Below are 23,761 nucleotides of genomic sequence, written 5' to 3'. Positions count from 1 at the left end.
CTGGAGACTGAAATGAAAGACAAAAAATATGAAGGCTTGCTCGTAGAGATGCGTCCGAGCGGTGTGGCCGTAATAACCATGAACCGGCCTGAAATCCTCAATGCCATCAATTGGCCCATGCATACCGCGCTGGAGGAGGTGTTCGTAGACGTTGATAACGACCCCGCGGTGAAGGCCATTGTGCTCACCGGCGCTGGTCGCGGGTTCTGTTCAGGGGGCGATCAGAACGCGCTTGATACCGGCGGGCATCCGATATCGCCCACGCGCTCGGGCCGGCATCTCATCAGGAACATCCTCGAAGTCGAGTCCCCCGTGATCGCTGCCGTGAACGGCGTGGCGGTCGGGTTGGGCGCCACGCTCGCCCTGTTTTGCGACGTCATCTTCGCCCAGCCGAGCGCCCGTTTCGCCGATACGCATGTTACGGCCGGCGTTGTCGCCGGAGATGGGGGCGCTGTCATCTGGCCGCTTCTTCTGGGTCCGGCGCGGGCCAAGCATTTCTTGATGACAGGTGACTTCATTTCGGCGGAAGACGCGGCGGCTGCAGGGATGATCAACAAGGTCGTGCCGGAAGGTACTGTTCTCAATCATGCGATCGGATACGCCGAACTGCTCGCGAGCGGTCCCCGAAACGCGATCGTCTGGACAAAATACAGCGTCAACAAGCTGCTCAAGGAGCAGGTGCATCTCAATCTCGACACCGCGATGGCCCTCGAGGCGCTGACCTTCAAGAGTCCCGATCGCAAAGAAGCCGTCGCGGCGTTTCGGGAGAAACGCAAGCGCTTCGCGGAAGGCAAAAGCTGACGTGAGCCGGCTGCGATGCAGCGGTGCCCGGCTCCGGTGCATCACGATACCCCGCTAAATCGAAGTTTGGCAGGCGTTCAGCGAGAAGCGGTCGCCGCGCCTTCCCTCGACTCACGGCGAGGGTGGCTCCGCCACCGGCCGAGGCAATCAGACACGAGAGAAATCCGATGACGGCTCTATCCGCACGGCACGAAAACGATCTGGCTGCCGGGCTATGGACGGCGGACTACGACGGCGTCGTGGTCGCGACGCTCGACAGGCCTCCGGCGAACGCCCTGAGCCGCACGCTGTTGCTCGCTATGACGGCGCTGTTCCGGGATCGTGGCCAGAGCGACCCGGCGCCGATAGTGATCACCGGTGCCGGGACGCGGTTCTTCTGCGCCGGCGGTGACATCAAGGAAGCTGACGGAGCCACCGCGGACCCGGTCGAAGACCGAATGCAGGGTTTCCATAACCTTCTTGTCTCGATGGAGCGATACCCGGCGCCGGTGATCGCCGCCATTAATGGCGACTGTGTCGGCGGCGGCGTGGAGTACGCGCTCTTCGCGGATGTGGTACTCGCGACGCCTCACGCCCGGTTCGGATTCCCCGAGATCAGACACGGCCTTCTGCCCGCGGATAAGGGAATCCAGCGCCTCATCCGGTTGATCGGGATGCGGCGCGCACGTGACCTGCTGCTGAACGGTGAGCTCGTTGACGCCGAGCAGGCGGCACGGTGGGGCCTCGTCGACGCGATTGTCGAGCCTGCGCGACTGGTGGCGGAGGCGCTTGACCGGGCCCGAGAGGCCGGCCGCCGAGCACCTGTTCTCTATGCGGCGCTTAAGCAGGCCGTAAACGACTACGACGACGTCGTTGATCAACGTCAGGCCGAGCTGACGCTGGCCAAGGCCACCTCGTGGTTCAACGACCCCGTGGCCCGAGGCCTCCGCGAAGGATGGAGACAGGCGCGGGCGTCGTCGCAGCCTTCAGACGAAGGGGCGCCAGCCCCAAACCTCACCACATCCAGGCCGCTAGGTCTGCACGGTTCGGAGCGATGACCATGGCCACCAATTCCGTCCACACTGCCGGCGCACGGCAGGTGCCAGTCCTGAGCGGCGTCACCGACATCGGCGTCGCCAACTTCCAGGCCGTCGAGCGAACTTTCGCCCAGATGGTGCAGGACCGAGCTGAGGTTGAACCCGATGAGGTCGCATTTTGCCAGTGGGACGGCACACGCGCGATCCCGACCACGTGGGCGCAGTACGCCTGGGCCGTACGCGAGGTTGCGCTCGGACTGGCTGCCCTCGGCGTCGCGCCCGGGGACAGAGTCGCCATCATGGCGCCGGGCCGGGGCGAGTGGGTGATTGCGGCGCTTGGCATCCTCTCGGCCGGAGCGATCCCGGTCGGCGTCTACCCCATGAGTTCCGCTGCTGAAGTGAGGCAACTGGTCGGGCACAGCGAAGCCGTCGCCATCGTTGTCGCTGATGACAACGAGGTCGCGAAGGTCGCCGCGGTGGCGCCAGAGCTTTCCACGCTGCGAGCCGTGATCAGCTTCGATGGCTCCCAGTCGGAGCTGCCCGAAACAATCGTCAGCAGGACGTGGGCCGAACTGCGCGAGACCGGTCGAGCCCATGACGCGGCCAACCCGACGCTGTTCGACGAACGCCTCCTCGGCGGGGACATCGATCAGCCGGCAGCCTTATTCTACACCTCCGGCTCCACCGGAGCACCCAAAGGGGTCATCCACACCCACCGCACCCTGCAGTACTCCGTCCTCGGCTCGGCCGTGCTCAACCCGGAGTTAGTTGCCACGCGCCGGGACTCGCTCAGCTTCCTGGGCCTGTCCCATGTTTCTCCGGCCATGTCCGGCGTCTACGTGCCGATCATGACCCGCGCGGTGGTGACCTTCTGCCGCCTCGACCAACTCTCGGATGTCCTCCGCGGCGTACGTCCTACGGGAATCGTCTGGCCGCCGCGGCTGCACGAGAAGCTGCTCAGCGTGGCGCTGGCCGCGATCAAAGGAGCGCCGGCATCTTTCCAGAAGTCCTATGAGGACGCGATGGTCGTGGCGCGCGAGGTTGCGGCCGCGCGTCGCCGCGGCGAAGACGTGCCTGCCGAGCTGCAAGCACGCCACGACCAAGCCCAGGAAAAGGTGTTTCTGCCGCTACGCGCAAAGTTGGGTGTGGACCGGGTCAACGTCGCTTGGACTGCGTCGGGAGCGATGACGCCTGAAGTGCATGCCTTGTGGCAGCTCTGGGGCGTGGACTTGCGCGAGATGTATGGCACGACCGAGACGTGCGGCTGGGTCCTCGCGCAGTGGGACCGCGCCTTCCCACCCCCTGGGACCGTAGGCAAGGCCATGCCCAACCCGCGATTTGGGATCAAGGTCAGTAGCGAGGGCGAATTGCTGGTGAAGGGGCCCCTGCTGTTCCGCGGCTACTGGAACAACCCGGAGGCGACCGCGGACGTGATGGACGGGGAGTGGTACCGCACCGGCGACCTCGTCGAGATCGACGCCTCCGGCGAGGTCAAGCTTATCGGACGGGCCAAGGACATCATCGTCACCAGTGGCGGCAAGACCATCAATCCGCAGCCTACCGAAGTGCGCCTCAAGGCCAGCTCTCTTATCGAGGAAGCCGTGGTCGTCGGCGACGGCCGGAAATACCTCACCGTCCTCATCTGGCCGACTGAGAATGGCAGCAAGCTCGACCGGGGCGCGCTGCACGAGGGCTTGCGAAAGCAGATTGAGGATCTCAACGCCGAGCTTGCGCGTCCCCTTCAGCTCAAGGACTTCCGTATCGCGCCACGTGCGCTCTCGCCTGGAGCGGGAGAGCTTACTGCCAAGGGCACGATCCGTCGGGCTGCGGTGCTCACCTCGTTCAGTGCACTTGTGGACGAGATGTACGACTCAGCGGAGCACAACGAGTTCGCTGACCAGGCGCGGCTCCAGGGTTAAAGGAGCGAGACGTGATGCGTTCCGAGCAACCGCGTGAGCTGCGGATCGAATACCTGACCAGCGCCGAGATCGCCGAGGCGGTCGCGGCCGGTGCCCGCACAGCGATCCTTCCGCTGGGCGCGATAGAGCAGCATGGACCCCATCTTCCGCTATCAATGGACAGCGATCACGCCGATGCGCTGGCGCTCCGCATCGCCCGCAAGCTTGGTGCTGCACTGGTCCTGCCAACCGTCAGGGTTGGATACTCGCCCCACCATCTCGGCTTCTGCGGCTCGCTTTCGGTGCGTCCCTCGACGCTGGAGGCGATCTGCCTGGACTACTGCAGCAGCCTGGCTGCGCACGGGTTCGCCCGCGTCGTCCTCTTCTCCGGGCACATCGGCAATTACCCGATCATGCGCGACTTCGAACCGCGGCTGGCCGCGGCGCTCGCTCCGGCGCTTCAGGTCATCGTCTATCGAGACGGTGCCGCGATCCTCGACGCGTGGCGGACGTCCGCGCAGTCGGCCGCTGGCCTGGGTAGTCATGTTGGTGGTCATGCAGACGTGGCGGAGACCTCCGTGATGCTCGTCCTGCACCCCGAGAGGGTTCGGACCGACCGGGCGGCTGCGGGGTACTTGGGCACGGTCGACGAGGAATTCCTGCGTCGGGCGTTCGTCGAGGGCATCGATGCGGTCTCGCCCAATGGTGTCCTCGGCGACCCTGCCGGGAGTTCGAAGGCGATCGGCGACGCCGCCTTGGACGCCGTGACCGACCTCGTCGTCGCGTATGCCACTGCACAGGGAGCGCGAGCCGCATGTCATCCATGAGCGAGCAGATGGACAACAGGATGCTGCGCGACGCCTTCGGCGCGTTCCCGACGGGCGTGGTGGCCGTGGCGGCGCAGGTCGACGAGCGGCTGGTGGGTCTCGCGGCCTCCTCGTTCACCTCGATCTCTCTCGAACCCCCGCTGGTGTCGTTCGCCGTCGCGAAAGGCTCGGCCACGTGGCCCGAGCTGCGCCGGGCCGAGCACCTCGGAGTCACCGTGCTCGCCGAGGACCACGGCGCATTGTGCCGCCAACTCGCGGGGCCGGCGCAGGAGCGATTCAGCGGCGTCGCCTTCGAGATCACCGACAGCGGTGCGGTGATGCTCGCCGAGGGGATTGCCCAGTATGACTGCACTGTCCGCGAAGAGTTGGAAGCGGGCGATCACGTCATCGTGCTGCTCCGACTCCATGCCGTCGTCGTCCATAGCCGCAGGCAGCCCCTCATCTTCCACCGTAGCGAGTTCGGAAGGCTCGCGTAGCGTACCGAGCCAGGGCAGTCAGCGCTTTCTGACGATCATCTCGTCTTTTGAATGCACTGGAGGAGACATCACATGAAGAAGCGCAAGGGGAAATAAATGGGAACGAGGAATAGGCTTTTGCGTCTGGCTACCGGAACGGTGCTGACCGTTGCGCTTTCGGTTTCATCGGCCAATGCCCAGAAAAAATACGACCCTGGCGCCAGCGATAGGGAGATCAAGGTCGGCCAGACCGTGCCGTTCTCGGGACCGGCATCGGCTTACTCGTCGATAGGCAAGACAGAGGCTGCCTATTTCAAGATGATCAACGATCAGGGCGGCATCAACGGCCGCAAGATCAGCTTGATCCAGTATGACGACGCCTATTCGCCGCCGAAGGCGGTGGAGCAGGTGCGCAAGCTCATCGAGAGCGACGAGGTGCTGTTGACGTTCCAGATCGTCGGTACGCCTTCAAACGCAGCAGTGCAGAAATATCTCAATTCCAAGAAAGTGCCGCAGCTGTTCGCGGCCGCAAGCGCCTTGAGGTTCTCCGATCCGAAGAACTATCCATGGACTATGGGCTATGATCCAAACAACTTTGTCGAGGGGCGCATCTACGGCCAGTATATCCTGAATGAGCATCCGAACGCGAAGATCGGCGTGCTCTATCAGAATGACGATTTCGGCAGAGACTATCTGAGTGGCATCAAGGCGGGGCTCGGAGACATGGCCGCCAAGATGGTGGTCGCGGAAGCTGCCTACGAAGTGACCGATCCGATCGTCGATTCGCAAGTCCTCAGGATCAGGGATGCCGGCGCCGACCTGTTCTTCATCGCCGCAACCCCGAAGCAGGCGGCGCAGGCGATCAAGAAGACCGCCGAGATCGGGTGGCATCCGGTGCAGATCGTCGATATGAAGGCTAGCTCGGTCGGCAGCGTCCTGAAACCGGCTGGGCTTGAAAACGCCAAGGATCTCATCAGCACCAACTACGGCAAGGAGCCGCTCGATCCTCAATGGAAGGACGATCCGGGCGTCAAGCGCTATCTCACCTTCATGGAGAAGTATTATCCGGACGGGGATAAGAGCTCGAACTTCAACACCTATGGTTACGGCGCGGCCCAGCTTCTGGTCTACGTACTACGGCAGTGCGGCGACGACCTGACGCGCGACAACGTCATGAAGCAGGCGGCCTCGCTCAAGGATGTCGTAGGCGACCTCGCGCTGCCTGGGATCAAGATCAACACCTCGCCGACCGACTACCGCCTCCACAAACGGTTGCAGATGATGCGCTTCAACGGCGAGCGCTGGGATCTGTTCGGCCCGATCCTTGAGGATGCCGGTCCGGCGGGTTAGTTGCTGAACTCTTATCCGATCGACGGCCTGTCGGCCGCAGACGTTGTCTTCCGCTCCTCCCCTGGCCCGGCCGACTATCGCCGGGCCCTTTTTCTTAAGCGGATGTGCGCATACGATAGCTTATCGTACCGTCAAGCCTCTCTTGTCTCTCACCGAAGGATGACCTTGTTCAGTATCTCCGCAAGCATTCAAAACTCTTGCTGGCTTAGCGGGGAATATGTCTCACTGGAAATCTCTCCGACGGTCTCGATCGCGGCATCGGCTATTCGCCGACCTTTCTCGGTCAGGTCGATTTCCCGTCGTCGCTGATCCAGTGGCTCTTGGTAACTCGTGATCAGGCCGCGGGCCGTTAGACGTGGGATGACACCGTTAATCGTGGCGGAATCATAGTAGATCAAGCGTCAAGGTGATACGAGCAAGGTCCGACCTCGCGCAACTTCGCAAGGGTCGGGAAACTGCGGAACTGTCAGCCCGGTTTGCGTCGGGCCCAGCGGACTCACGTCGTGGCGGATTCGGCTATGCCATGAAGCACCGTTCCAGAAGCCAAGTCGATCGGCCGACCGACCTTAGCTCGCGCCCGGTATCCGGGAATCGGTCCAGCCGGCTGTTGCAAACTGGGATGCTGACGATGCTCGTAAAGGCGTAGCGCGCATTCGGCCCGATAAACCGAGCTTAGAAACAAAAGGAGATGTATCTTGCAATCACCCGTTCTCGTCATCGTTGGAAGCGTAAGGCCTCGACGCATTGCGCCGCAGGTTGCGGCTTGGATCGCCGCGCTCGGGCGGGACGCGACGTCCTTATCATTCGAAGTCGTCGACCTGTCGGACTGGCCGCTGCCGATGGATGACGAATCCGCAATGCCGAACACGGGTCAGTATGAGCACGAGCGTACACGTGCATGGAGCAACAAGGTCGCCGCCGCGCCAGCGTTTGTGTTCGTGACGCCCCAATATAATGGCGGCTATCCAGCGCCGCTCAAGAATGCGATCGACCACCTCTATAAGGAGTGGGCCGGAAAGCCGGCGATGATCGTCTGCTACGGTGGCCACGGCGGTGGCAAATGCGCCGAACAACTCGTGCAGGTCTGCCAATACGTCAAAATGAAGCCGGTCGCCATTCGGCCGGCGCTCATGCTGCCCCACGAACTCATCGTAGCCAATGCGGGCCAGATCGATCCGGCCGCCACATTCGCCAGCCAACTCGCCGAGGTCGAACAAGCGTTCACGCAATTGAAAGACGCCTTGGCGGACGATCAGGGCGCTACTGAGGCATAGGGCGCACACGTGAAGATCGCGCGGTCCATGAACTAGACGCACACAGCAGCCGCTGGGGCCAAGCGATGGATGTTGATCGTCGCCTCTGCGAAGTATGCACCCAAATGGCCGGTGACTGACAACTCCGCAGATCATCTTGGATAGGATTAGACGCAGCGCCCCTACTGGCTTTAAAAGGCGTATCAAATGGCTTCGACCCAGAGCAAAGCCAACTCGATTATCCATAATAGATGAATTCTCGAGAGAAGAGTTGCTCGCAAATGCCCTTCGGTTCCCCAACAGAAGCGTCATTGCACCGCGCGCTTTCCGACGCTCTGCGATCCTTCTTCAATGATCGGCATGATAAGCTCCTCTGCACCGCCAACCGGTAGGGCGAGCCAAGCGTAGCGCTAATGGGCAGGCCGCGTTTATTCGGCGATGGAGCGGTCGATTTCGAGATCAGCGATCCCGTGTCCACCAGCTTCGACAACATCCACGAAAACGCTGCGATCGTCTTCATGGCCTATTTCCTAGGGCCAAGGGCGCGCGATTATTATGAGCCCGGATCTACGCCTCGGTCCGCAAGATCCAGACTAGCGGCGTTAAGCACGACGCGATCCGCAATCTTGAAAAGCTGGGCGCAAAAAGGGCTGCGGAGTTGCAGGCGACCGTCAAATGCGTCGTTCCCGCCCGATCGTCGACCGCGGCCAGCGATGGAATGATGCGCCTTCCGAAACAGTATAAATCGTCTCTCGACTTGCGGCACGGCAAGACAATGGCTTGGACGCTTCCGCCCGCTGGAAAATGGTTTGGCAAGCGACGACGGGCGTGCGGAGGCGTCACCGCTGCCGGTCTGGGGCGCGGGGAAAATAGCGCGCCGGCGTTGTCCCGAATGTGCGCCGGAACAGCGCGATGAATGCACTCACCGTTTCATAGCCGAGATCGAGGGCGATGGTGGTCACCGGAATTTCGTCGGCGAGCATTTCCAGCGCTCGCATCAGACGTACGCGCTGCCGCCACTCGGTGAAGCTGAACCCGGTTTCGATTGGAAATCGTCGCGTCAGCGTCCGCACTGGGCTTCCGGCGAGGATGGCCCAGTCGTCTAGGCGTCGCTTATCGGCAGGATCGTCCGCAAGCGCGCGGGCAACCCGAAGCAGTCGCGGATCGGTTGGCATGGGCAAACCGAATTGCTCGCGCGGAAGCGAGCCGATTTCGTCACGGATTACCTCGGTGAGATGAGTTCTGGCCAAGCCTTGGTCGCTATCTGACCAGGTTGCCGCGCGCGCCACGCATTCGCGCAGCAAGCTCGACATTTGCATCGTTCTGGGTGCCGCCGGTAAGTCCACGCAGCAGTCCTCAGTGACATAGACGCTCCACCCGACGAAAGGTCCATGAGAGCACAGCGCATGAGAATGATGCGGCGGTATCCATACGCAATGAATCGCCGGTACAACCCAATGGCCCGAGTCCATGCCGACGGTCACGAGCCCATGCGTTGCCCCGAGAAGTTGTCCGCGCGCATGTTGATGCACGGGAGTAACCCGCGGTTCGCCACCGTTTGCCAAGACGGCGACCAGCGGAGGGCCCGCGTCCGTATCGGCGCGACTAGGTTCGATCAGTGGCTTTGACATGGCCTCAACTGCGTATTGTATGGCCTAGATCGCGCAGCAACGCCAGCGTCACATGCTATTCTCGGGTTGTGATCGAAGGAGAAATACGATGCGTGCAAAAGAAGTGATGCCGGACGACGTCGACCAGGCTGTGATCAATGGAGTTAACGTTCGCAAAGGTTCTGTGGGTGCGTTTCTCGCCAACGCCCGGATGCTGGCTGCGCCCGAAACTAGCGTTGAGGATAGGCAAACGGCAGAGCGCGATGTGATCGAGGCGCTTCCGGCTTTGCAGTCCTTGGGGCTGTTCGATGTTCTCGATATACGCGACGCACACCTTCGCGCCTTTGTCGAAGCGCACTCCGGGCCGCGCTAAGGGCTAGAAGCGAGCTGTTTGGGCGCGCGGTGCTCGAGCTCATGGAAGCTCGGCCTCCCGAACCGCAGCCGGAAAGAGAGGCATTGCGTGCGAACGGCGGCCGTTGATGGGCTACCAAGGGCCCACGTCGCGACTTAGGCTGCCCTCCGATAGAAAAACAGGGCTTCGGAAATAGCGGGTTTCGGGCTGTAGCGGTCCAGCGACTTGAACCCCCGACGGGGTGCCAATGTCTCCAATCAGCGTGACTTTCAACCTAAGTGCATCACCGTTCAAAAACCAATCTCGGAAGCGCGCGAGCAGGGCTGTTCTAGCCTGCGTTGGCCTTCAGGCCGGCGGCTTCGATGCCCGCCACGGCGCAGATCTCGTCATTGTCCGAGGTGTCGCCGCTGACGCCGACGGCGCCGAGCAGGGTAGCACCATCCAGGATCAGCACGCCGCCGGGCACCGGCACCATCCGCCCCTGCGCGAGCGTGTTCACGGCGTCGACGAAATAGGCCTGCTCCTGCGCGCGCTGAAACAGCGCCCGCGATCCCATCCCGAGCGCCAGCGCGCCATAGGCCTTGCCATGGGCGATTTCGGCCCGCATCAGGCTGGTGCCGTCCTGTGCCGCCGTCACCTTCACGGCGCCACGGGCGTCGAGGACGGTGACGACCAGCGGCTTGAACTTCTTCTCGACCCCCTTGGTCAGCGCGGCATCCAGAATCTTGCGGGCAGTTTCGAGAGTGAGCTCAGCCATGGGCCTCTTCCTTTGTCGGTAACAATCTGTCGAAATTCGATTTCGCACGTTTCAGGCTCATCGCCAATACGCTGGCGACATGCAGCGGCGTCCGCCCGCTGCCGTCCTTGATCTGGTGCCGGCATGAAGTCCCGTCGGCCACGATCAGCGTGTCCTGATCGGCGCCTCTGACAGCCGGCAGCAGCGACAGCTCAGCCATCTCGATCGAGGCCTGATAGGTGTCGGCACCATAGCCGAACGCGCCGGCCATGCCGCAGCAACTCGACTCGATGGTCTTGACGTCGAGACCCGGCACCAGCCGGAGCACCTTCTCCACCGGCTTGAACGCGCCGAAGGATTTCTGGTGGCAATGGCCGTGCACGACGGCCTTGCCGGCGACCGCGCCGAGCGGCAGGGCCAGCCGCCCGGCCTCGGCCTCGCGCACCAGGAATTCCTCGAACAGCAGCGCGTGCGCGCTGACGGTCTTGGCGGCCTCATCCGAACGCAGCGACAGCAGCTCGTCGCGCAAGGTCAGCAGGCAGCTGGGCTCGAGACCGATGATCGGCACGCCGCGGGCCGCGAACGGGACGTAGGTCGCAACCAACCGGTCGAGCTCGGCGCGGGCCTGCTGGACCAGTCCGGCCGACAGGAACGTTCGCCCGCAGCACGGCGGCCGCCCGCCGTCCGATGGCCTCGGCAGATGCACGCGATAGCCGCCGGCGACCAGCACCTCGATCGCCGCGTCGAGATTCTCGCGCTCGTAGCCGCGGTTGAACGTATCGGCGAACAGCACCACTTCGCGGCCATCCACCGGGCCCAGCGCCGCGGCGTCGGGCCGGAAAGTGTCGCGGCGAAATTCCGGCAACGCGCGCCTGGCGCTGATCCCGGCGAGTTTCTCCAGCAGCGCGCGCAGCAGCGGGCTGCGGTTGCGCCAGTTCGCGATCGTCGCGAAGCGCGAGGCGAGATCGACATAGCGCGGCAGATAGCCGACCAGCCGGTCGCGCAGCGACAGGCCGTGCGTCGCGGCGCGCGCCGCCAGCACCTCGATCTTCATCTTGGCCATGTCGACGCCGGTCGGGCATTCATGGCGGCACGCCTTGCAGGAGACGCAGAGCTTCAGCGTCTCCATCATCTCGTCGGAGGCGAGCGCGTCCGCACCCAACTGGCCGGAGATCGCGAGCCGCAGCGTATTGGCGCGGCCGCGGGTGACGTCCTTCTCGTTGCGCGTGGCACGATAGGACGGGCACATCACGCCGCCTTCGAGCTTCCGGCAGGCGCCGTTGTTGTTGCACATCTCGACGGCACCCTGGAAGCCGCCGCCGGCGCCGGGATAGGCCGACCAGTCCAGCACCGTCTTCAATTCGCCGACGCGATAATCCGGCGCGAAGCGGAACAGCGAACGATCGTCCATCTTGGGCGGATCGACGATCTTGCCCGGGTTGAGCGTGTTGGTCGGATCGAAGCGCTGCTTGACCTCGCGGAAGTCGGCCACGATGCGCTGCCCGAACATCGCTTCGTGGAATTCCGAGCGCACCAGGCCGTCGCCGTGCTCGCCGGAATGCGAGCCCTTGTATTCGCGCACCATCGCGAAGGCTTCCTCGGCAATGGCGCGCATGGCCTTGACGTCATTCTCGAGCTTGAGATTGAGCACCGGGCGTACATGCAGGCAGCCCTCGGAGGCATGCGCATACATCGTGCCGCGGGTGCCGTGCCTGGCGAACACGGCATTGAGCCGCTCGGTGTAGTCGGCGAGATGCGGCAGCGGCACCGCGCAATCCTCGACGAACGAGACCGGCTTGCCCTCCTGCTTCATCGACATCATGACGTTGAGGCCGGCCGCGCGGAAATCGGCGATGCCGGTCTGCAGCGCAGGCTCGACGATCTCGACCACGCCGCCCCATTTGCGCTGCGGCTTGTCCCAGCCGAAGCCGAGGTCGGCCATCAGCTCGCCGAGTTGCTTGAGGCGGGCGAGGTTGTCGGCCTGGTCCTCTTCGGCGAACTCGACCACCAGGATGGCGTCCGGATCGCCGCGCACCGCAGCCGAGATGATCGGCTGGAACATCGCGATCTCGCGGCCGAGCGCGATCATGGTGCGGTCGACGAGCTCCACGGCAATGGGCCGCAACTTGACCAGATGCTGGGCCGCGTCCATCGCCTCGTAGAAGCTGCCGAAATGGCAGACGCCGAGCGCCTTGTTGCGGATCACAGGCCACAGTTTGAGCTCGACCTGGGTCGTGAAGGCGAGGGTGCCCTCCGAGCCGACCAGAAGATGCGCCAGGTTGTTCGGCGCATTGCGCGGCACCAGCGCGTCGAGATTATAGCCGCCGACGCGGCGCTGCACCTTGGGGAATTTGTCCGCGATCTCGAGCGCCTCGCGCTCGCCGAGATCGAGCATGTCGCGAAACAGATTCAGTCCGCTGTCGGACGAATTGACCCGCGTCAGGTCGCGCGGCACCTCGCCGAAATGCAGCAGCGTGCCGTCGGCGAGCGCAGCATCCATCGACAGCGTGTTGTCGCGCATCGTGCCGTAGCGCAGCGAGCGGCCGCCGCAGGAATTGTTGCCGGCCATGCCGCCGATCGTGGCGCGCGATGCGGTCGAGACGTCGACCGGAAACCACAGCCCGTGCTTCCTGAGCTGGCGGTTGAGATCGTCGAGCACGATGCCGGGCTCGACCACGCAGGTCCGATGCTCGACGTCGAGCGAGAGGACCCGATTCAGGTGCTTGGACAGGTCGACCACGATGCCGTCATTGACGGTCTGGCCGCATTGCGAGGTGCCGCCGCCGCGCGGGGTAACGATCCGCCCGGCGTCGCGGACGATCGCGAGCGTCCGCAGCGCCTCGTCGACGGTTCGCGGCACCACCACGCCGGCCGGCATGATCTGGTAGAACGAGGCGTCGGTCGCGTAGCGGCCGCGGTTGAAGGCGTCGAAAAACACGTCGCCGGCCAGTTCGGACCGCAGGCGCTGTTCGAGCGAGGAGGCGTTCTTCATCCCAGATCCGATGTGATCCATGACGCCACCGCAGTTGCTCATGGATTATGCATTCTCTCGACGTGAGAATTACATTATGAATTCATAATGGGCAAGGATAGCTGCTCTCCAGCTATCCCTTAGCCGGCCCCTTTAGTCGTTCTGGGGCGTCGTCTCCAGGCCGCTGTCCGGCCCCTCCGCGAGGTGATCGATGGCGGCGGCCCGCTTGTTGCGCAGGTGCTGGAACAGGATGTCGCTGAGTTCGCTTGCCGCGCGCCGGCGCAGCGCATCAAGGATCGTCTCGTGCTCGCGCATCGCCTCGGCCCAACGCTGCCGCTTGCGGGCGAAATTGGCGGAATAGCGGACGCGGCGGATCCGGCCGGCGTAGTTGGCATAGGTGGCTTTCAGCGTCTCGTTGCGCGCGGCCGCAACGATGCTCTCGTGGATTTGCTGGTTGGTCTGGAAATAGCCGTGCATGTCGCGGTGCAGATAATGGCCGTACATCTCGTAGTGCAGCCGCTCGATCGCGACGATTTCTTCGTCGGTGATGATCTCGCATGCCAGTCGTCCGGCGAGGCTCTCGAGCCCGGCCATGACGTCGAACAATTCCTCGAGGTCGCGCGGGCTGAGCCGGCGCACCCGCGCGCCGCGGTTGGGCAAGAGCTCGATCAGGCCCTCGGCGGCCAGCACCTTGAGCGCTTCGCGCAGCGGCGTCCTGGAAATCCCCAGCATCTCGCAGAGCTGCCGCTCGGGAACGCGGGCGCCCTCGGGAATGTTGCCTTCCACCACATAGTCGCGGAGTCGCAGCAGGATTTCGCCGTGAAGCGAGGCCTCCTGGCGGTCGCTGCCATTGCCGGCGGCGGGCGGGGTGATTGGAACCCCGGCTTCGGGAATCGCGGATTTCATATTCTGAACAATAATTTGCCGGCGCGGTCGCGTCGATGCTCTCGATCGAATACCAAAATTGGATTGAAAAGACAAAAAATGAATGCAAAATAGCTCGCAGAGGAGCCGAAATCCGGCGATTGGGAGGTTCTCATGCATCAAGGGCGCCATTTTCTGCAGATTCCAGGGCCGAGCCCGGTCCCGGATCGCATTCTTCGCGCGATGGATATGCCGGTCATCGACCACCGCAGCGCCGAATTCGCCGCGCTCGGCCGTGCCGTGCTCGAGGGCAGCCAGAAGGTGTTTCAGACCAGGGGTCCGGTGGTGATCTTCCCGTCGTCCGGGACCGGCGCCTGGGAGGCCGCGATCGTCAACACGCTGTCGCCGGGCGACAAGGTCCTGATGGTCGAGACCGGCCACTTCGCCACCCTGTGGCGGCAGATGGCCGGCCGGTTCGGCATCGAGGTGGATTTCATGCCCGGCGACTGGCGGCGTGGCGCCGACCCCGCCCAGATCGAAGCAAGGCTCGCCGCGGACACGGCGCACAGCATCAAGGCGGTGATGGTCGTCCACAACGAGACCTCGACCGGCGCGACCAGCCGGATCGCGGACATCCGCGCCGCCATCGACCGCACCGCGCATCCGGCGCTCCTGATGGTCGACACCATTTCCTCGCTCGGCTCGGTCGATTACCGGCACGACGAGTGGAAGGTCGACGTCAGCGTCAGCTGCTCGCAGAAGGGCTTCATGCTGCCGCCTGGCCTCGGCTTCAATGCTATCTCGGAGAAGGCGCGCGCCGCGTCGCGCACCAATAAGATGCCGCGCTCCTATTTCGACTGGGAGGAAATGCTGAAGCCGAACGCCAAGGGCTTCTTCCCCTATACGCCGGCGACGAACCTGCTCTACGGGCTGCGCGAGGCGATCGCGATGCTGCTGCAGGAGGGGCTCGACAACGTGTTCGCCCGCCATCAGCGGCTGGCCGCCGCCACGCGCGCCGCCGTCAATCAGTGGGGGCTCGAGGTGCTGTGCCAGGAGCCCTCGGAATTCTCGCCGGTGCTGACCGCGGTGATGATGCCGCCCGGCCATGATGCCGATCAGTTCCGCAAGGTCGTGCTCGACAATTTCAACATGTCGCTCGGTGCCGGCCTGTCGAAGGTCGCGGGCAAGGTGTTCCGCATCGGTCATCTCGGCGAGTGCAACGAGCTGACGCTGCTTGGCGCGCTGACCGGCGTCGAGATGGGATTGTCGGTCGCCGGCGTCCCGCATCGCCCGGGCGGCGTCGAGGCCGCGATGCGGCTTCTCGAGCAGCGCGACCAGCGCAACGCGTCGTCGCATCTGAAGGTGGTCAGCACCTAGCAGCCACGGCATCCGCGGCGCAACGAACTCAGAACAATCGCGGATCGGGGGAAGGGATGATATGAGGCTTCGGTTCAAGGCCACCCATGTCGTGTTGGCCATGCTCTGCGTGATGTACTTCATCACCTATGTGGACCGGGTGAACATCGGCACCGCGGCCGGCGAGATCCAGAAGGAGCTCGGCCTGTCCAACACCGAGCTCGGCCTGGTGTTCTCGGCCTTTGCCTATCCGTACCTGCTGTTTCAGGTGATCGGCGGCTGGGTCGGCGATCGCTTCGGGCCGCGCCAGACCTTGTTCTGGTGCGGCATGATCTGGGCCGCGGCGACCATCATGACCGGCTTTGTCCATGGCCTTGCCGCGCTGTTTGTCGCGCGTTTGGCGCTGGGGTTCGGCGAAGGCGCGACGTTTCCGACCGCGACCCGCGCGATGCAGTACTGGACGCCGGCGAACCGCCGCGGCTTCGCGCAAGGCCTGACGCATTCATTCGCACGGCTCGGCAATGCGATCACTCCGCCGGTGGTCGCGCTCCTGATCCTCTGGCTGACTTGGCGCGGCGCGTTCGTCGTGCTCGGCGTTGTCAGCCTGATCTGGGGCATCGCGTGGGTCTGGTACTTCCGCAACGAGCCGCGGGACCATGGCTCGATCACCGCGGCCGAGCTTGCGACTTTGCCGCCGCGTCCGCAGGGCGAGCGGCCGAAGGTGCCGTGGGGACCGCTGCTGCAGCGGATGTGGCCGGTGACGCTGACCTATTTCTGCTACGGCTGGTGCCTGTGGCTCTATCTCAACTGGCTGCCGCTGTTCTTCAAGAACAACTACAGCCTCGATCTGAAGAACTCGGCGCTGTTCGCATCCGGCGTGTTCTTTGCCGGCGTCGTCGGCGACAGCATCGGCGGCGTCATCTCCGACCGCATTCTCGAGCGCACCGGCAATGTACGGCTGGCGCGGCTCAGCGTGACGGTCGTGGGCTTCGCCGGTGCGCTGCTGTCCCTGATGCCGATCCTGTTCGTTCACGACATCACGGTGGTGGCGCTCTGCCTGTCGGCCGGATTCTTCTGTGCCGAACTCGTGATCGGGCCGATGTGGTCGATCCCGATGGACATCGCGGCGAAATATTCCGGCACCGCCGCGGGGATCATGAACACCGGCTCGGCTTTCGCGGCTATCGCCTCGCCGCTGGTCGCCGGCTTCGTCATCGACGCCACCGGAAACTGGTATCTGCCGTTCCTGATGTCGATGGGCCTGCTGCTGGTCGGGGGCTTCTCGGCGTTCCTGATGCATCCCGAGCGGCCGTTCGAGGAGACGAACGAATCGGTGGTGCCGGGCAAGGTGGTGGCCGCCGAATGAGGCGCTGCCGGCCCGGCGGAGCGCCGTCAGATATGCATGACGGACCCCCGCCGGGCCTAGGACAAACCCGGCGAATAGTGATATGCGAGCGGCTCACCACGACCAAGACGAGACCGGGAAAGACGCTCATGACCGTGCATACTGGAAGGCATTTTCTGCAGATTCCGGGACCGACCAACGTGCCGGACCGGGTGCTGCGGGCCATGGATATGCCGACCATGGACCATCGCGGTCCCGAGTTCGCCGAGATCGGTTTTGCCGTGCTTTCTGCGATGCAGCGTGTGTTCCGGACCAAGCAGCCCGTGATCATCTACCCGTCGTCGGGGACCGGCGCCTGGGAGGCTGCGATCGTCAACACGCTGCAGCCCGGCGACAAGGTCCTGATGTGCGAGACCGGGCAGTTCGCCGTGCTGTGGCATGGTATTGCCGACAAGTTCAAGCTCGACGTCGACTTCATATCGGGCGACTGGCGCCACGGCGCCGACCTCGAGCAGATCGAGGCCAGGCTGTCCGCCGACAAGGCGCACAAGATCAAGGCGGTCTGCGTGGTCCATAACGAGACCTCGACCGCCTGCGTCACCTATCCGCGCGACGTCCGCAAGATCCTCGACACGCTGAAGCATCCGGCGCTCTTGATGGTCGACACCATATCCGGCCTCGGCTCGCTGGAATATGAGCATGACGCCTGGGGCGTCGACGTCTCGATCGCCGGCTCCCAGAAGGGACTGATGCTGCCGCCCGGCCTCGGCTTCAACGCCGTGTCGGAGAAGGCGCTCGCCGTGGCCAAGGCCAATCCGGGCATGCGCTCCTACTGGGATTGGCAGGAAGTCATCAACATCAACAAGGCCGGCACCTGGCCCTATACGCCCGCCACCAACCTGCTGTTCGGCCTGCGCGAGGCGGTGAAGATGCTTGAGGAAGAGGGCTTGGAGAACGTCTTCGCCCGCCACAAGCGCCACAGCGAAGCGACCCGCGCGGCGATCAAGGTCTGGGGCCTCGAGACACAGTGCCAGGAGCAGGGTGCACACTCGCCGGCGCTGACCGCGGTGCGGGTGCCCGATGGCCACGACGCCGACCACTTCCGTAAGGTCGTGCTGGAGAATTTCGACATGTCGCTCGGCACCGGCCTCAACAAGGTCAAGGGCAAGGTGTTCCGGATCGGGCATATCGGGCACTTCAACGACCTGATGCTGATGGGCACGCTGTCCGGCGTCGAGATGGGCCTTGATCTGGCCAAGGTGCCGCATCGCAGCGGCGGCGTGCTGGCGGCGATGGAGGTCCTGAAGGGCCGCGACGCCGCGCAGTCGAAGGCTGTCGCTTAAGAAGGCTGTCGCCTGAAATCGAATCGCAAACAACAGAAAGAGCGAGACATGAACGCGCCCGTCACTTCGACCGAAGACCTGATCTACTCCGTCGAGGACGGGATCGCGCGCATCATGTTCAACCGGCCGCAGGCGCGCAATGCGCTGACCTTTGCGATGTACGAGCAGATGGCGGCGATCTGCGAGAACATCAATCAGGATCACTCCATCAAGGCGCTGATCATGACCGGCGCCGGCGACAAGGCGTTCGCCTCGGGCACCGACATCTCGCAGTTCCGGGCGTTCAAGACTGCCCAGGATGCGCTCGACTATGAGGCGCGGATCGATCGCGTGCTGGGAACGCTCGAGCAGTGCCGCGTGCCCGTGATCGCGGCGATCGCCGGCGCGTGCACCGGCGGCGGCGCCGGCATCGCCGCCTGCTGCGATATCCGGATCGGCACCGAGGCGACGCGGATCGGCTTCCCGATCGCGCGCACGCTCGGCAACTGCCTCTCGATGTCCAACATCTCGCGGCTGGTGTCGCTGATCGGTCCGGCGCGGACCAAGGATCTGATCTTCAAGGCGCGCCTCGTCGAGGCGCCGGAAGCGCTGGCGCTCGGGCTGTTGAACGAAGTCGTCCCCGATGTGGAAACGTTGCAGCGCCGCGCCACCGAGACGGCGAAGCTCGTCGCCGGCCACGCGCCGATCACGCTCGAAGTGACCAAGGAAGCGGTCCGCCGCATCCGCCGCACGCTGTCGCGCGAGGAGGGCGAGGACCTGATCCTGCGCGCCTATATGAGCGAGGATTTCCGCGAGGGCATGGACGCCTTCCTCAACAAGCGCGCGCCCAACTTCAAGGGCAAGTAGCGGCGGCTGGGCGACAGAGGACTGCGGGCTCGCTGAACCGAGGGACAAATCGGGTCGCGAGAATGCGAAGGTATGATTCACAGATCGTGTAGCAATCCCGACGTCGTCCCGGCGAAAGGCGGGACCCATAACCACCGATGTTAATCGTTAAGCGCTATTGCAACGACGAGCCCCACTCACAACATCCGCCGCGGAGTATGGGTCCCGGCCTTCGCCGGGACGACGATTGAAGAAATCGCGAGCTCAACTCCCACGGTGCGCATCCGGTGGCTCGCAAACGACGCCCACCTCATTCCAAAGTCATAGGCCATGCGGCAGTTCGCGGCTTGAACTCACCTTCATTCTCGGCACAATGACCGCACCCGCCACCTCGCAGGTTTTGCCAAGCCGAACAAATAGATAGGGAAGAAACACGTGGGACAGATTGTAAAAACCACGGCTGCAATCGCGGCCCTCTTGCTGAGCACGCCGGCCTTTGCCGGCTGGGAGCCAAGCAAGCCGGTCGAAATCGTGGTTGCGGCCGGTGCCGGCGGCGCCTCAGACCAGATGGCGCGCATGATGCAGGCGGCGATCCAGAAGAACAATCTGATGAAGCAGCCGATGGTGGTATCGCTGAAGGGCGGCGCGTCGGGTGCGGAAGCGCTGATGTACATGAAGTCCAGCGAGGGTGATCCCAACAAGGTACTGATCGCCTATTCGCTGATCTACATGCTGCCGCTGTCGGCCAAGATCCCGTTCAACTGGCGCGACCTCACCCCGGTGTCGGTGATCGCGCTCGATCAGTTCGTGCTGTGGGACAACGCCTCCGGTCCGAAGACCGTGAAGGAGTTCATCGCTGCCGCGAAAGCGGCGAGCGCGCCGTTCAAGATGGGCGGCACGGGCTCCAAGCGCGAGGATCACGTGCTGACCGTCTTCATGGAGCAGAAGACCGGCGCAAAGTTCTCCTACCTGCCGTACAAGTCCGGCGGCGAGGCCGCGACCCAGCTGGTCGGCGGCCACACCGAGTCCAACGTCAACAATCCCAGCGAGAACCTCGAAGTCTGGCGCGCCGGACAGGTTCGCGCGCTCTGCGTGTTCGACAAGGAGCGCATCTCCTACAAGACCAAGGTCACCGACACGCAATCCTGGAACGACATCCCGACCTGCAAGGAGGAGGGACTCGACGTGCAGTATCTGATGCTGCGTGCGATGTTCCTGCCGGGCAAGGTCACGCAGGAGCAGCAGGCGTTCTATGTCGACCTGTTCCAGAAGGTGACGCAGACGGCTGAATACAAGGACTACATGGAGAAGCAGGCGCTGAAGCCGATCTTCCTCACCGGCAAGGACATGGTCGAGTTCCTTGAGGATGACGACAAGCAGAATGCCTCGCTGATGAATGCGGCAGGGTTCGTCGCGAAGTAGCGGATCCGCCGTCATTCCGGGGCGATGCGAAGCAACGAACCTCAGATGCGCAATTGCGCATCGGGGAATCTCGAGATTCCGGGTTCACCCTTCGGGTCCCCGGAATGACTGGGCCGGCTGCTTTCCTCTTAACTTGGAATTGCCTTGCAAGCGGCAGCGGCGCAGTGATTACTGCGCCGCTGTATGGCCGAACGTCCGGCGAGCCCGATCGGGCTGGGTCACCCCTCCGGCGCCGTTGCGGGACCGTGAGGAGCGATCATGACCAAAGCCGTGTTGGGGATCATCGGCGGATCCGGCATCTACGATCTGCCGGGCCTGGAAAATGTCCGCGAGGAGGCGATCACAAGCCCCTGGGGCGAGCCGTCGGCGCCGCTCCGACGCGGCGAGATGGCGGGGCTGCCGATCGTGTTCCTGCCGCGCCACGGCCATGGACACGCCCTGTCGCCGTCCGACATCAACTATCGCGCCAATGTCGATGTGCTGAAGCGGGCGGGGGTCACCGACCTCGTCGCGCTGTCCGCATGCGGCTCGTTCAAGGAAGAGCTGCCGCCGGGCACGTTTGTATTGGTCGACCAGTTCGTCGATCGCACCCACAAGCGCGAGAGCTCGTTCTTCGGCAGGGGCTGCGTCGCGCATGTCTCGATGGCGCATCCGGTGTCGCCGTTGCTGGCGAGGCATCTCGCCGCCGCTGCCGAGGCCGAAGACATCGCGTTCGCCCGCGGCGGCACCTACCTCTGCATGGAGGGGCCGCAGTTCTCCTCGCTCGCCGAAAGCCTGACCTACAAGGCGCAGGGCTATTCGGTGATCGGCATGACCAACATGCCGGAAGCCAAGCTCGCCCGCGAGGCCGAGATCTGCTACGCCAGCGTGGCGATGGTCACCGATTTCGATTGCTGGCATCCGGCGCATGATGCCGTGACGGTGCAGGATATCATCCGTGTGCTGAATTCGAACGCCGAGAAGGCAAAGGCGCTGGTCGCGCGGCTGGCGCGGGATTTCCCGCGCGAGCACGAGCCGTGCCCGGTCGGTTCGGATCGTGCGCTGGACACCGCGCTGATCACGGCGCCCGCGGCCCGCGATCCCGCGCTGCTTGCCAAGCTCGATGCCGTCGCCGGACGGGTGCTGCGGTCGTGAGGAAGTCCTCCAGCGAGCGCGCGACGCGAAGGACGTAGGACATGAAGGTCGATGGACGACATTTTCGCAGCATCTGGCTCGAGCCCGACGGCTGGTCGGTCGGCGCGATCGATCAGCGCCGGCTGCCGCATGAATTCATCGTCGCCAAACTCACCACCGCGGACGAGGCCGGCGAGGCGATCCGCTCGATGCTGGTCCGCGGCGCGCCGCTGATCGGCGCCACCGCAGCCTATGGCATGGCGCTTGCGATGCGCGCCGATGCATCCGACGCGGCGCTCGAGCGCGCCGTCAGGATGTTGCTGGCGACCCGGCCGACCGCGATCAATTTGAAATGGGCCGTTGACGAGATGCGGCGCGCGCTGGCGCCACTTGCGGCTTCGGCCCGCGCCGAGGCGGCCTATGCCCGCGCGCGCGAGATCGCCGATGCGGATGTCGAGATCAACCGCGAGATCGGCCGTCACGGGCTCGGCCTGATCGAGACGATCGCCGCGACCAAGAAGCCGGGCGAGGTAGTGAACGTCCTGACGCATTGCAACGCCGGCTGGCTTGCAACCGTGGATTGGGGAACGGCGACATCGCCGATCTACCAGGCGCACGATCGCGGCATTTCGGTCCATGTCTGGGTCGACGAAACCCGGCCGCGCAATCAGGGCGCTTCGCTCACCGCCTGGGAACTCGGGCACCACGGTGTGCCGCACACCGTGATCCCCGACAACACCGGCGGCCATCTGATGCAGCATCGAATGGTCGATCTCGCGATCGTCGGGACCGATCGCGTCGCCGCCAATGGCGATGTCTGCAACAAGATCGGCACCTATCTGAAAGCGCTCGCGGCCCACGACAACAGCGTGCCGTTCTATGTTGCGCTGCCGTCACCGACCATCGACTTTAGTATCGATGACGGTGTCAGGCAGATTCCGATCGAGCAGCGCGCGGCCGCCGAGGTGACGCATCTCACCGGGCGGACGGCGGATGGACGGATCGAGACCGTGCGCGTGGTTCCGGACGGCTCGTCGGTTGCCAATTTCGGCTTCGACGTCACGCCGGCGCGGCTGGTGACCGGATTGATCACCGAGCGCGGCGTTCTCAAGCCGGAGCGTGCTGCACTTGCGAGCGCCTTTCCCGAACGTTCCACCGTTTAGCTGAAGGCTGCATTGACGGTGGTTGCATCAGCACGCTATCCCAATCGTTGCCCTCGCAACCCAGACCGTCTCATCCATGTCCAATACCGAACTTGAGATCGTTGTCGACGATCCGACCGCACCTGAAGATAACTCGCCGGCGGTCGTCAGCACCGGCGTCGTTGATGTCGTCGTGTCGCTGCTTCTGCTTGCGCTCGCCGTGGTGCTCGGCTGGGACAATTGGCGCACCGGCGCGTCGTGGGACTCGACCGGGCCGCAACCGGGCTATTTTCCGTTCTACCTTTCGGTCATCCTCGGCGGTGCCAGCCTCTATGGTCTCGGCGCTGCCTTCCTCTCGCGCCGGGAAGCCGCCGAGACCTTTGTCACCCGGTCCCAGCTTCGCCGGGTGATGGCGGTGTTCGTGCCGACATTGCTGTTCTGCCTCGCCACCCAATATCTCGGCCTTTATATCGCGAGCTTTCTCCTGATCGCAGGCTTCATGCGCCTCGTCGGCAAGATCGCGCTGTGGAAGTCGCTGCTCACCGCCTTCGTCTTCACCGCCGTGATGTTCGTGACCTTCGACATCGTCTTCGACGTCATCATGCCGAAGGGACCGCTCGAAGCGGCTCTCGGCCGCTAGCGAACCGACAGGATTTCGAAACATGGAAGCTTTCGGTCTCCTGCTGCACGGCTTTGCCGTCCTTCTAACGTGGAAGACGCTGCTCTTGATGATGGTCGGGCTGGTGCTCGGCATCTTTGTCGGCGTGCTGCCCGGGCTTGGCGGCCCCAACGGGGTCGCGATCCTGCTGCCGCTGACCTTCACGATGGATCCGACCTCCGCCATCGTGATGCTGTCGTGCATCTACTGGGGCGCGTTGTTCGGCGGCGCCATCACCTCGATCCTGTTCAATATTCCGGGCGAAGCCTGGTCGGTCGCGACCACCTTTGACGGCTATCCGATGGCGCAGCAGGGCAGGGCGGCCGAAGCGCTCACCGCGGCGTTCACCTCCTCCTTCGTCGGTTCGCTGGTCGCGGTGCTGCTGATCACCTTCCTGGCGCCGATGATCTCGTCGTTTGCGCTG

Annotated in this window: 22 protein-coding genes; 17 read left to right on the top strand and 5 right to left on the bottom strand. The window is 64.0% G+C overall.

Annotated elements, in window-relative coordinates; genetic code table 11:
- The first annotated feature begins 12 nt into the window (after positions 1 to 12).
- The 7 genes from PMN64_RS11855 to PMN64_RS11825 all read left to right on the top strand — a co-directional run bounded on the left by PMN64_RS11855 (position 13) and on the right by PMN64_RS11825 (position 7,621).
- Positions 13 to 801, top strand: coding sequence for an enoyl-CoA hydratase-related protein (locus tag PMN64_RS11855; protein WP_028337746.1), 789 nt, complete (start codon positions 13 to 15; stop codon positions 799 to 801).
- Between the two features lie 167 nt (positions 802 to 968).
- Entirely contained in the window at positions 969 to 1,838 is an 870-nt protein-coding gene (locus PMN64_RS11850) for an enoyl-CoA hydratase/isomerase family protein (protein WP_028337745.1), read from the top strand.
- Between the two features lie 2 nt (positions 1,839 to 1,840).
- A complete protein-coding gene (locus tag PMN64_RS11845) occupies positions 1,841 to 3,736 on the top strand; it encodes an AMP-binding protein (protein ID WP_038378024.1) in 1,896 nt (631 codons plus the stop codon).
- A gap of 14 nt (positions 3,737 to 3,750) precedes the next feature.
- A complete protein-coding gene (locus tag PMN64_RS11840; RefSeq protein WP_028337743.1) occupies positions 3,751 to 4,542 on the top strand; it encodes a creatininase family protein in 792 nt (263 codons plus the stop codon).
- Entirely contained in the window at positions 4,539 to 5,018 is a 480-nt protein-coding gene (locus PMN64_RS11835; protein WP_411780825.1) for a flavin reductase family protein, read from the top strand. The genes PMN64_RS11840 and PMN64_RS11835 overlap by 4 nt, the downstream gene beginning before the upstream one ends.
- Before the next feature lie 96 nt (positions 5,019 to 5,114).
- Positions 5,115 to 6,347, top strand: coding sequence for an ABC transporter substrate-binding protein (locus PMN64_RS11830; protein WP_411780824.1), 1,233 nt, complete (start codon positions 5,115 to 5,117; stop codon positions 6,345 to 6,347).
- A 695-nt stretch (positions 6,348 to 7,042) separates the two neighbouring features.
- Positions 7,043 to 7,621 carry an NAD(P)H-dependent oxidoreductase gene (locus PMN64_RS11825; protein ID WP_321177152.1) on the top strand — a complete coding sequence of 193 codons (579 nt, stop codon included), beginning with the start codon at positions 7,043 to 7,045 and terminating at the stop codon, positions 7,619 to 7,621.
- 217 nt (positions 7,622 to 7,838) lie between these two features.
- Here PMN64_RS11825 and PMN64_RS11820 read toward each other — a convergent pair whose 3' ends face one another.
- Together PMN64_RS11820 and PMN64_RS11815 are read right to left on the bottom strand one after the other, a co-directional pair.
- The gene (locus tag PMN64_RS11820; RefSeq protein WP_411780823.1) at positions 7,839 to 8,120 is read right to left on the bottom strand and encodes a hypothetical protein; all 282 of its coding nucleotides are present in this window, start codon (positions 8,118 to 8,120) and stop codon (positions 7,839 to 7,841) included.
- 319 nt (positions 8,121 to 8,439) lie between these two features.
- On the bottom strand, positions 8,440 to 8,913 hold the full coding sequence (locus PMN64_RS11815) for a helix-turn-helix domain-containing protein (RefSeq protein ID WP_411780822.1): 474 nt from the start codon (positions 8,911 to 8,913) through the stop codon (positions 8,440 to 8,442).
- 406 nt (positions 8,914 to 9,319) lie between these two features.
- Here PMN64_RS11815 and PMN64_RS11810 point away from each other — a divergent pair, with 406 nt between their 5' ends.
- On the top strand, positions 9,320 to 9,583 hold the full coding sequence (locus PMN64_RS11810; protein WP_028337738.1) for a hypothetical protein: 264 nt from the start codon (positions 9,320 to 9,322) through the stop codon (positions 9,581 to 9,583).
- Positions 9,584 to 9,890: 307 nt separating this feature from the next.
- Here the strand turns inward: PMN64_RS11810 and PMN64_RS11805 are convergent, their stop codons facing one another.
- From PMN64_RS11805 to PMN64_RS11795, 3 genes are all read right to left on the bottom strand, one after another.
- Positions 9,891 to 10,319 (bottom strand): heme-binding protein, encoded by a 429-nt coding sequence (locus PMN64_RS11805; RefSeq protein WP_028337737.1) that lies wholly within the window; start codon positions 10,317 to 10,319, stop codon positions 9,891 to 9,893.
- On the bottom strand, positions 10,312 to 13,290 hold the full coding sequence (locus PMN64_RS11800) for an FAD-binding and (Fe-S)-binding domain-containing protein (RefSeq protein WP_411780821.1): 2,979 nt from the start codon (positions 13,288 to 13,290) through the stop codon (positions 10,312 to 10,314). The genes PMN64_RS11805 and PMN64_RS11800 overlap by 8 nt, the downstream gene beginning before the upstream one ends.
- A gap of 132 nt (positions 13,291 to 13,422) precedes the next feature.
- Positions 13,423 to 14,175, bottom strand: coding sequence for a GntR family transcriptional regulator (locus PMN64_RS11795; RefSeq protein WP_411780820.1), 753 nt, complete (start codon positions 14,173 to 14,175; stop codon positions 13,423 to 13,425).
- A 132-nt stretch (positions 14,176 to 14,307) separates the two neighbouring features.
- Between PMN64_RS11795 and PMN64_RS11790 the strand changes: the two genes are divergently transcribed.
- From PMN64_RS11790 to PMN64_RS11750, 9 genes are all read left to right on the top strand, one after another.
- Positions 14,308 to 15,510: a pyridoxal-phosphate-dependent aminotransferase family protein gene (locus PMN64_RS11790; protein ID WP_411780819.1), complete on the top strand. Its 1,203-nt coding sequence runs from the start codon at positions 14,308 to 14,310 to the stop codon at positions 15,508 to 15,510.
- 61 nt (positions 15,511 to 15,571) lie between these two features.
- The gene (locus PMN64_RS11785; protein ID WP_411780818.1) at positions 15,572 to 16,855 is read left to right on the top strand and encodes an MFS transporter; all 1,284 of its coding nucleotides are present in this window, start codon (positions 15,572 to 15,574) and stop codon (positions 16,853 to 16,855) included.
- A gap of 128 nt (positions 16,856 to 16,983) precedes the next feature.
- Positions 16,984 to 18,177 carry a pyridoxal-phosphate-dependent aminotransferase family protein gene (locus tag PMN64_RS11780; protein WP_411780817.1) on the top strand — a complete coding sequence of 398 codons (1,194 nt, stop codon included), beginning with the start codon at positions 16,984 to 16,986 and terminating at the stop codon, positions 18,175 to 18,177.
- Positions 18,178 to 18,225: 48 nt separating this feature from the next.
- On the top strand, positions 18,226 to 19,023 hold the full coding sequence (locus PMN64_RS11775; protein WP_411780816.1) for an enoyl-CoA hydratase/isomerase family protein: 798 nt from the start codon (positions 18,226 to 18,228) through the stop codon (positions 19,021 to 19,023).
- Positions 19,024 to 19,446: 423 nt separating this feature from the next.
- Positions 19,447 to 20,424, top strand: coding sequence for a Bug family tripartite tricarboxylate transporter substrate binding protein (locus PMN64_RS11770; protein WP_370144256.1), 978 nt, complete (start codon positions 19,447 to 19,449; stop codon positions 20,422 to 20,424).
- Between the two features lie 258 nt (positions 20,425 to 20,682).
- Complete coding sequence (locus PMN64_RS11765) at positions 20,683 to 21,558, top strand: S-methyl-5'-thioadenosine phosphorylase (protein ID WP_411780815.1); 876 nt, start codon at positions 20,683 to 20,685, stop codon at positions 21,556 to 21,558.
- Between the two features lie 41 nt (positions 21,559 to 21,599).
- Positions 21,600 to 22,700, top strand: coding sequence for an S-methyl-5-thioribose-1-phosphate isomerase (gene mtnA / locus PMN64_RS11760; RefSeq protein ID WP_411780814.1), 1,101 nt, complete (start codon positions 21,600 to 21,602; stop codon positions 22,698 to 22,700).
- A 76-nt stretch (positions 22,701 to 22,776) separates the two neighbouring features.
- A complete protein-coding gene (locus PMN64_RS11755) occupies positions 22,777 to 23,319 on the top strand; it encodes a tripartite tricarboxylate transporter TctB family protein (protein ID WP_411780813.1) in 543 nt (180 codons plus the stop codon).
- Positions 23,320 to 23,341: 22 nt separating this feature from the next.
- On the top strand, positions 23,342 to 23,761 hold a 420-nt coding region (locus tag PMN64_RS11750), incomplete at its 3' end, for a tripartite tricarboxylate transporter permease (RefSeq protein WP_411780812.1).

The sequence above is a fragment of the Bradyrhizobium sp. UFLA01-814 genome, assembly GCF_046718885.1.
Classification (GTDB): Bacteria; Pseudomonadota; Alphaproteobacteria; order Rhizobiales; family Xanthobacteraceae; genus Bradyrhizobium; species Bradyrhizobium elkanii.
This window is presented reverse-complemented; position numbering and strand designations above follow the sequence as displayed.

Coding starts and splice junctions, on each gene's coding strand:
- PMN64_RS11855 (WP_028337746.1), top strand. CDS start 13: ATGAAAGACAAAAAATATGAAGGCTTGCTCGTAGAGATGCGTCCGAGC.
- PMN64_RS11850 (WP_028337745.1), top strand. CDS start 969: ATGACGGCTCTATCCGCACGGCACGAAAACGATCTGGCTGCCGGGCTA.
- PMN64_RS11845 (WP_038378024.1), top strand. CDS start 1,841: ATGGCCACCAATTCCGTCCACACTGCCGGCGCACGGCAGGTGCCAGTC.
- PMN64_RS11840 (WP_028337743.1), top strand. CDS start 3,751: ATGCGTTCCGAGCAACCGCGTGAGCTGCGGATCGAATACCTGACCAGC.
- PMN64_RS11835 (WP_411780825.1), top strand. CDS start 4,539: ATGAGCGAGCAGATGGACAACAGGATGCTGCGCGACGCCTTCGGCGCG.
- PMN64_RS11830 (WP_411780824.1), top strand. CDS start 5,115: ATGGGAACGAGGAATAGGCTTTTGCGTCTGGCTACCGGAACGGTGCTG.
- PMN64_RS11820 (WP_411780823.1), bottom strand. CDS start 8,120: ATGAAGACGATCGCAGCGTTTTCGTGGATGTTGTCGAAGCTGGTGGAC.
- PMN64_RS11815 (WP_411780822.1), bottom strand. CDS start 8,913: ATGTCGAGCTTGCTGCGCGAATGCGTGGCGCGCGCGGCAACCTGGTCA.
- PMN64_RS11810 (WP_028337738.1), top strand. CDS start 9,320: ATGCGTGCAAAAGAAGTGATGCCGGACGACGTCGACCAGGCTGTGATC.
- PMN64_RS11805 (WP_028337737.1), bottom strand. CDS start 10,319: ATGGCTGAGCTCACTCTCGAAACTGCCCGCAAGATTCTGGATGCCGCG.
- PMN64_RS11800 (WP_411780821.1), bottom strand. CDS start 13,290: ATGAAGAACGCCTCCTCGCTCGAACAGCGCCTGCGGTCCGAACTGGCC.
- PMN64_RS11795 (WP_411780820.1), bottom strand. CDS start 14,175: ATGAAATCCGCGATTCCCGAAGCCGGGGTTCCAATCACCCCGCCCGCC.
- PMN64_RS11790 (WP_411780819.1), top strand. CDS start 14,308: ATGCATCAAGGGCGCCATTTTCTGCAGATTCCAGGGCCGAGCCCGGTC.
- PMN64_RS11785 (WP_411780818.1), top strand. CDS start 15,572: ATGAGGCTTCGGTTCAAGGCCACCCATGTCGTGTTGGCCATGCTCTGC.
- PMN64_RS11780 (WP_411780817.1), top strand. CDS start 16,984: ATGACCGTGCATACTGGAAGGCATTTTCTGCAGATTCCGGGACCGACC.
- PMN64_RS11775 (WP_411780816.1), top strand. CDS start 18,226: ATGAACGCGCCCGTCACTTCGACCGAAGACCTGATCTACTCCGTCGAG.
- PMN64_RS11765 (WP_411780815.1), top strand. CDS start 20,683: ATGACCAAAGCCGTGTTGGGGATCATCGGCGGATCCGGCATCTACGAT.
- mtnA (WP_411780814.1), top strand. CDS start 21,600: ATGAAGGTCGATGGACGACATTTTCGCAGCATCTGGCTCGAGCCCGAC.
- PMN64_RS11755 (WP_411780813.1), top strand. CDS start 22,777: ATGTCCAATACCGAACTTGAGATCGTTGTCGACGATCCGACCGCACCT.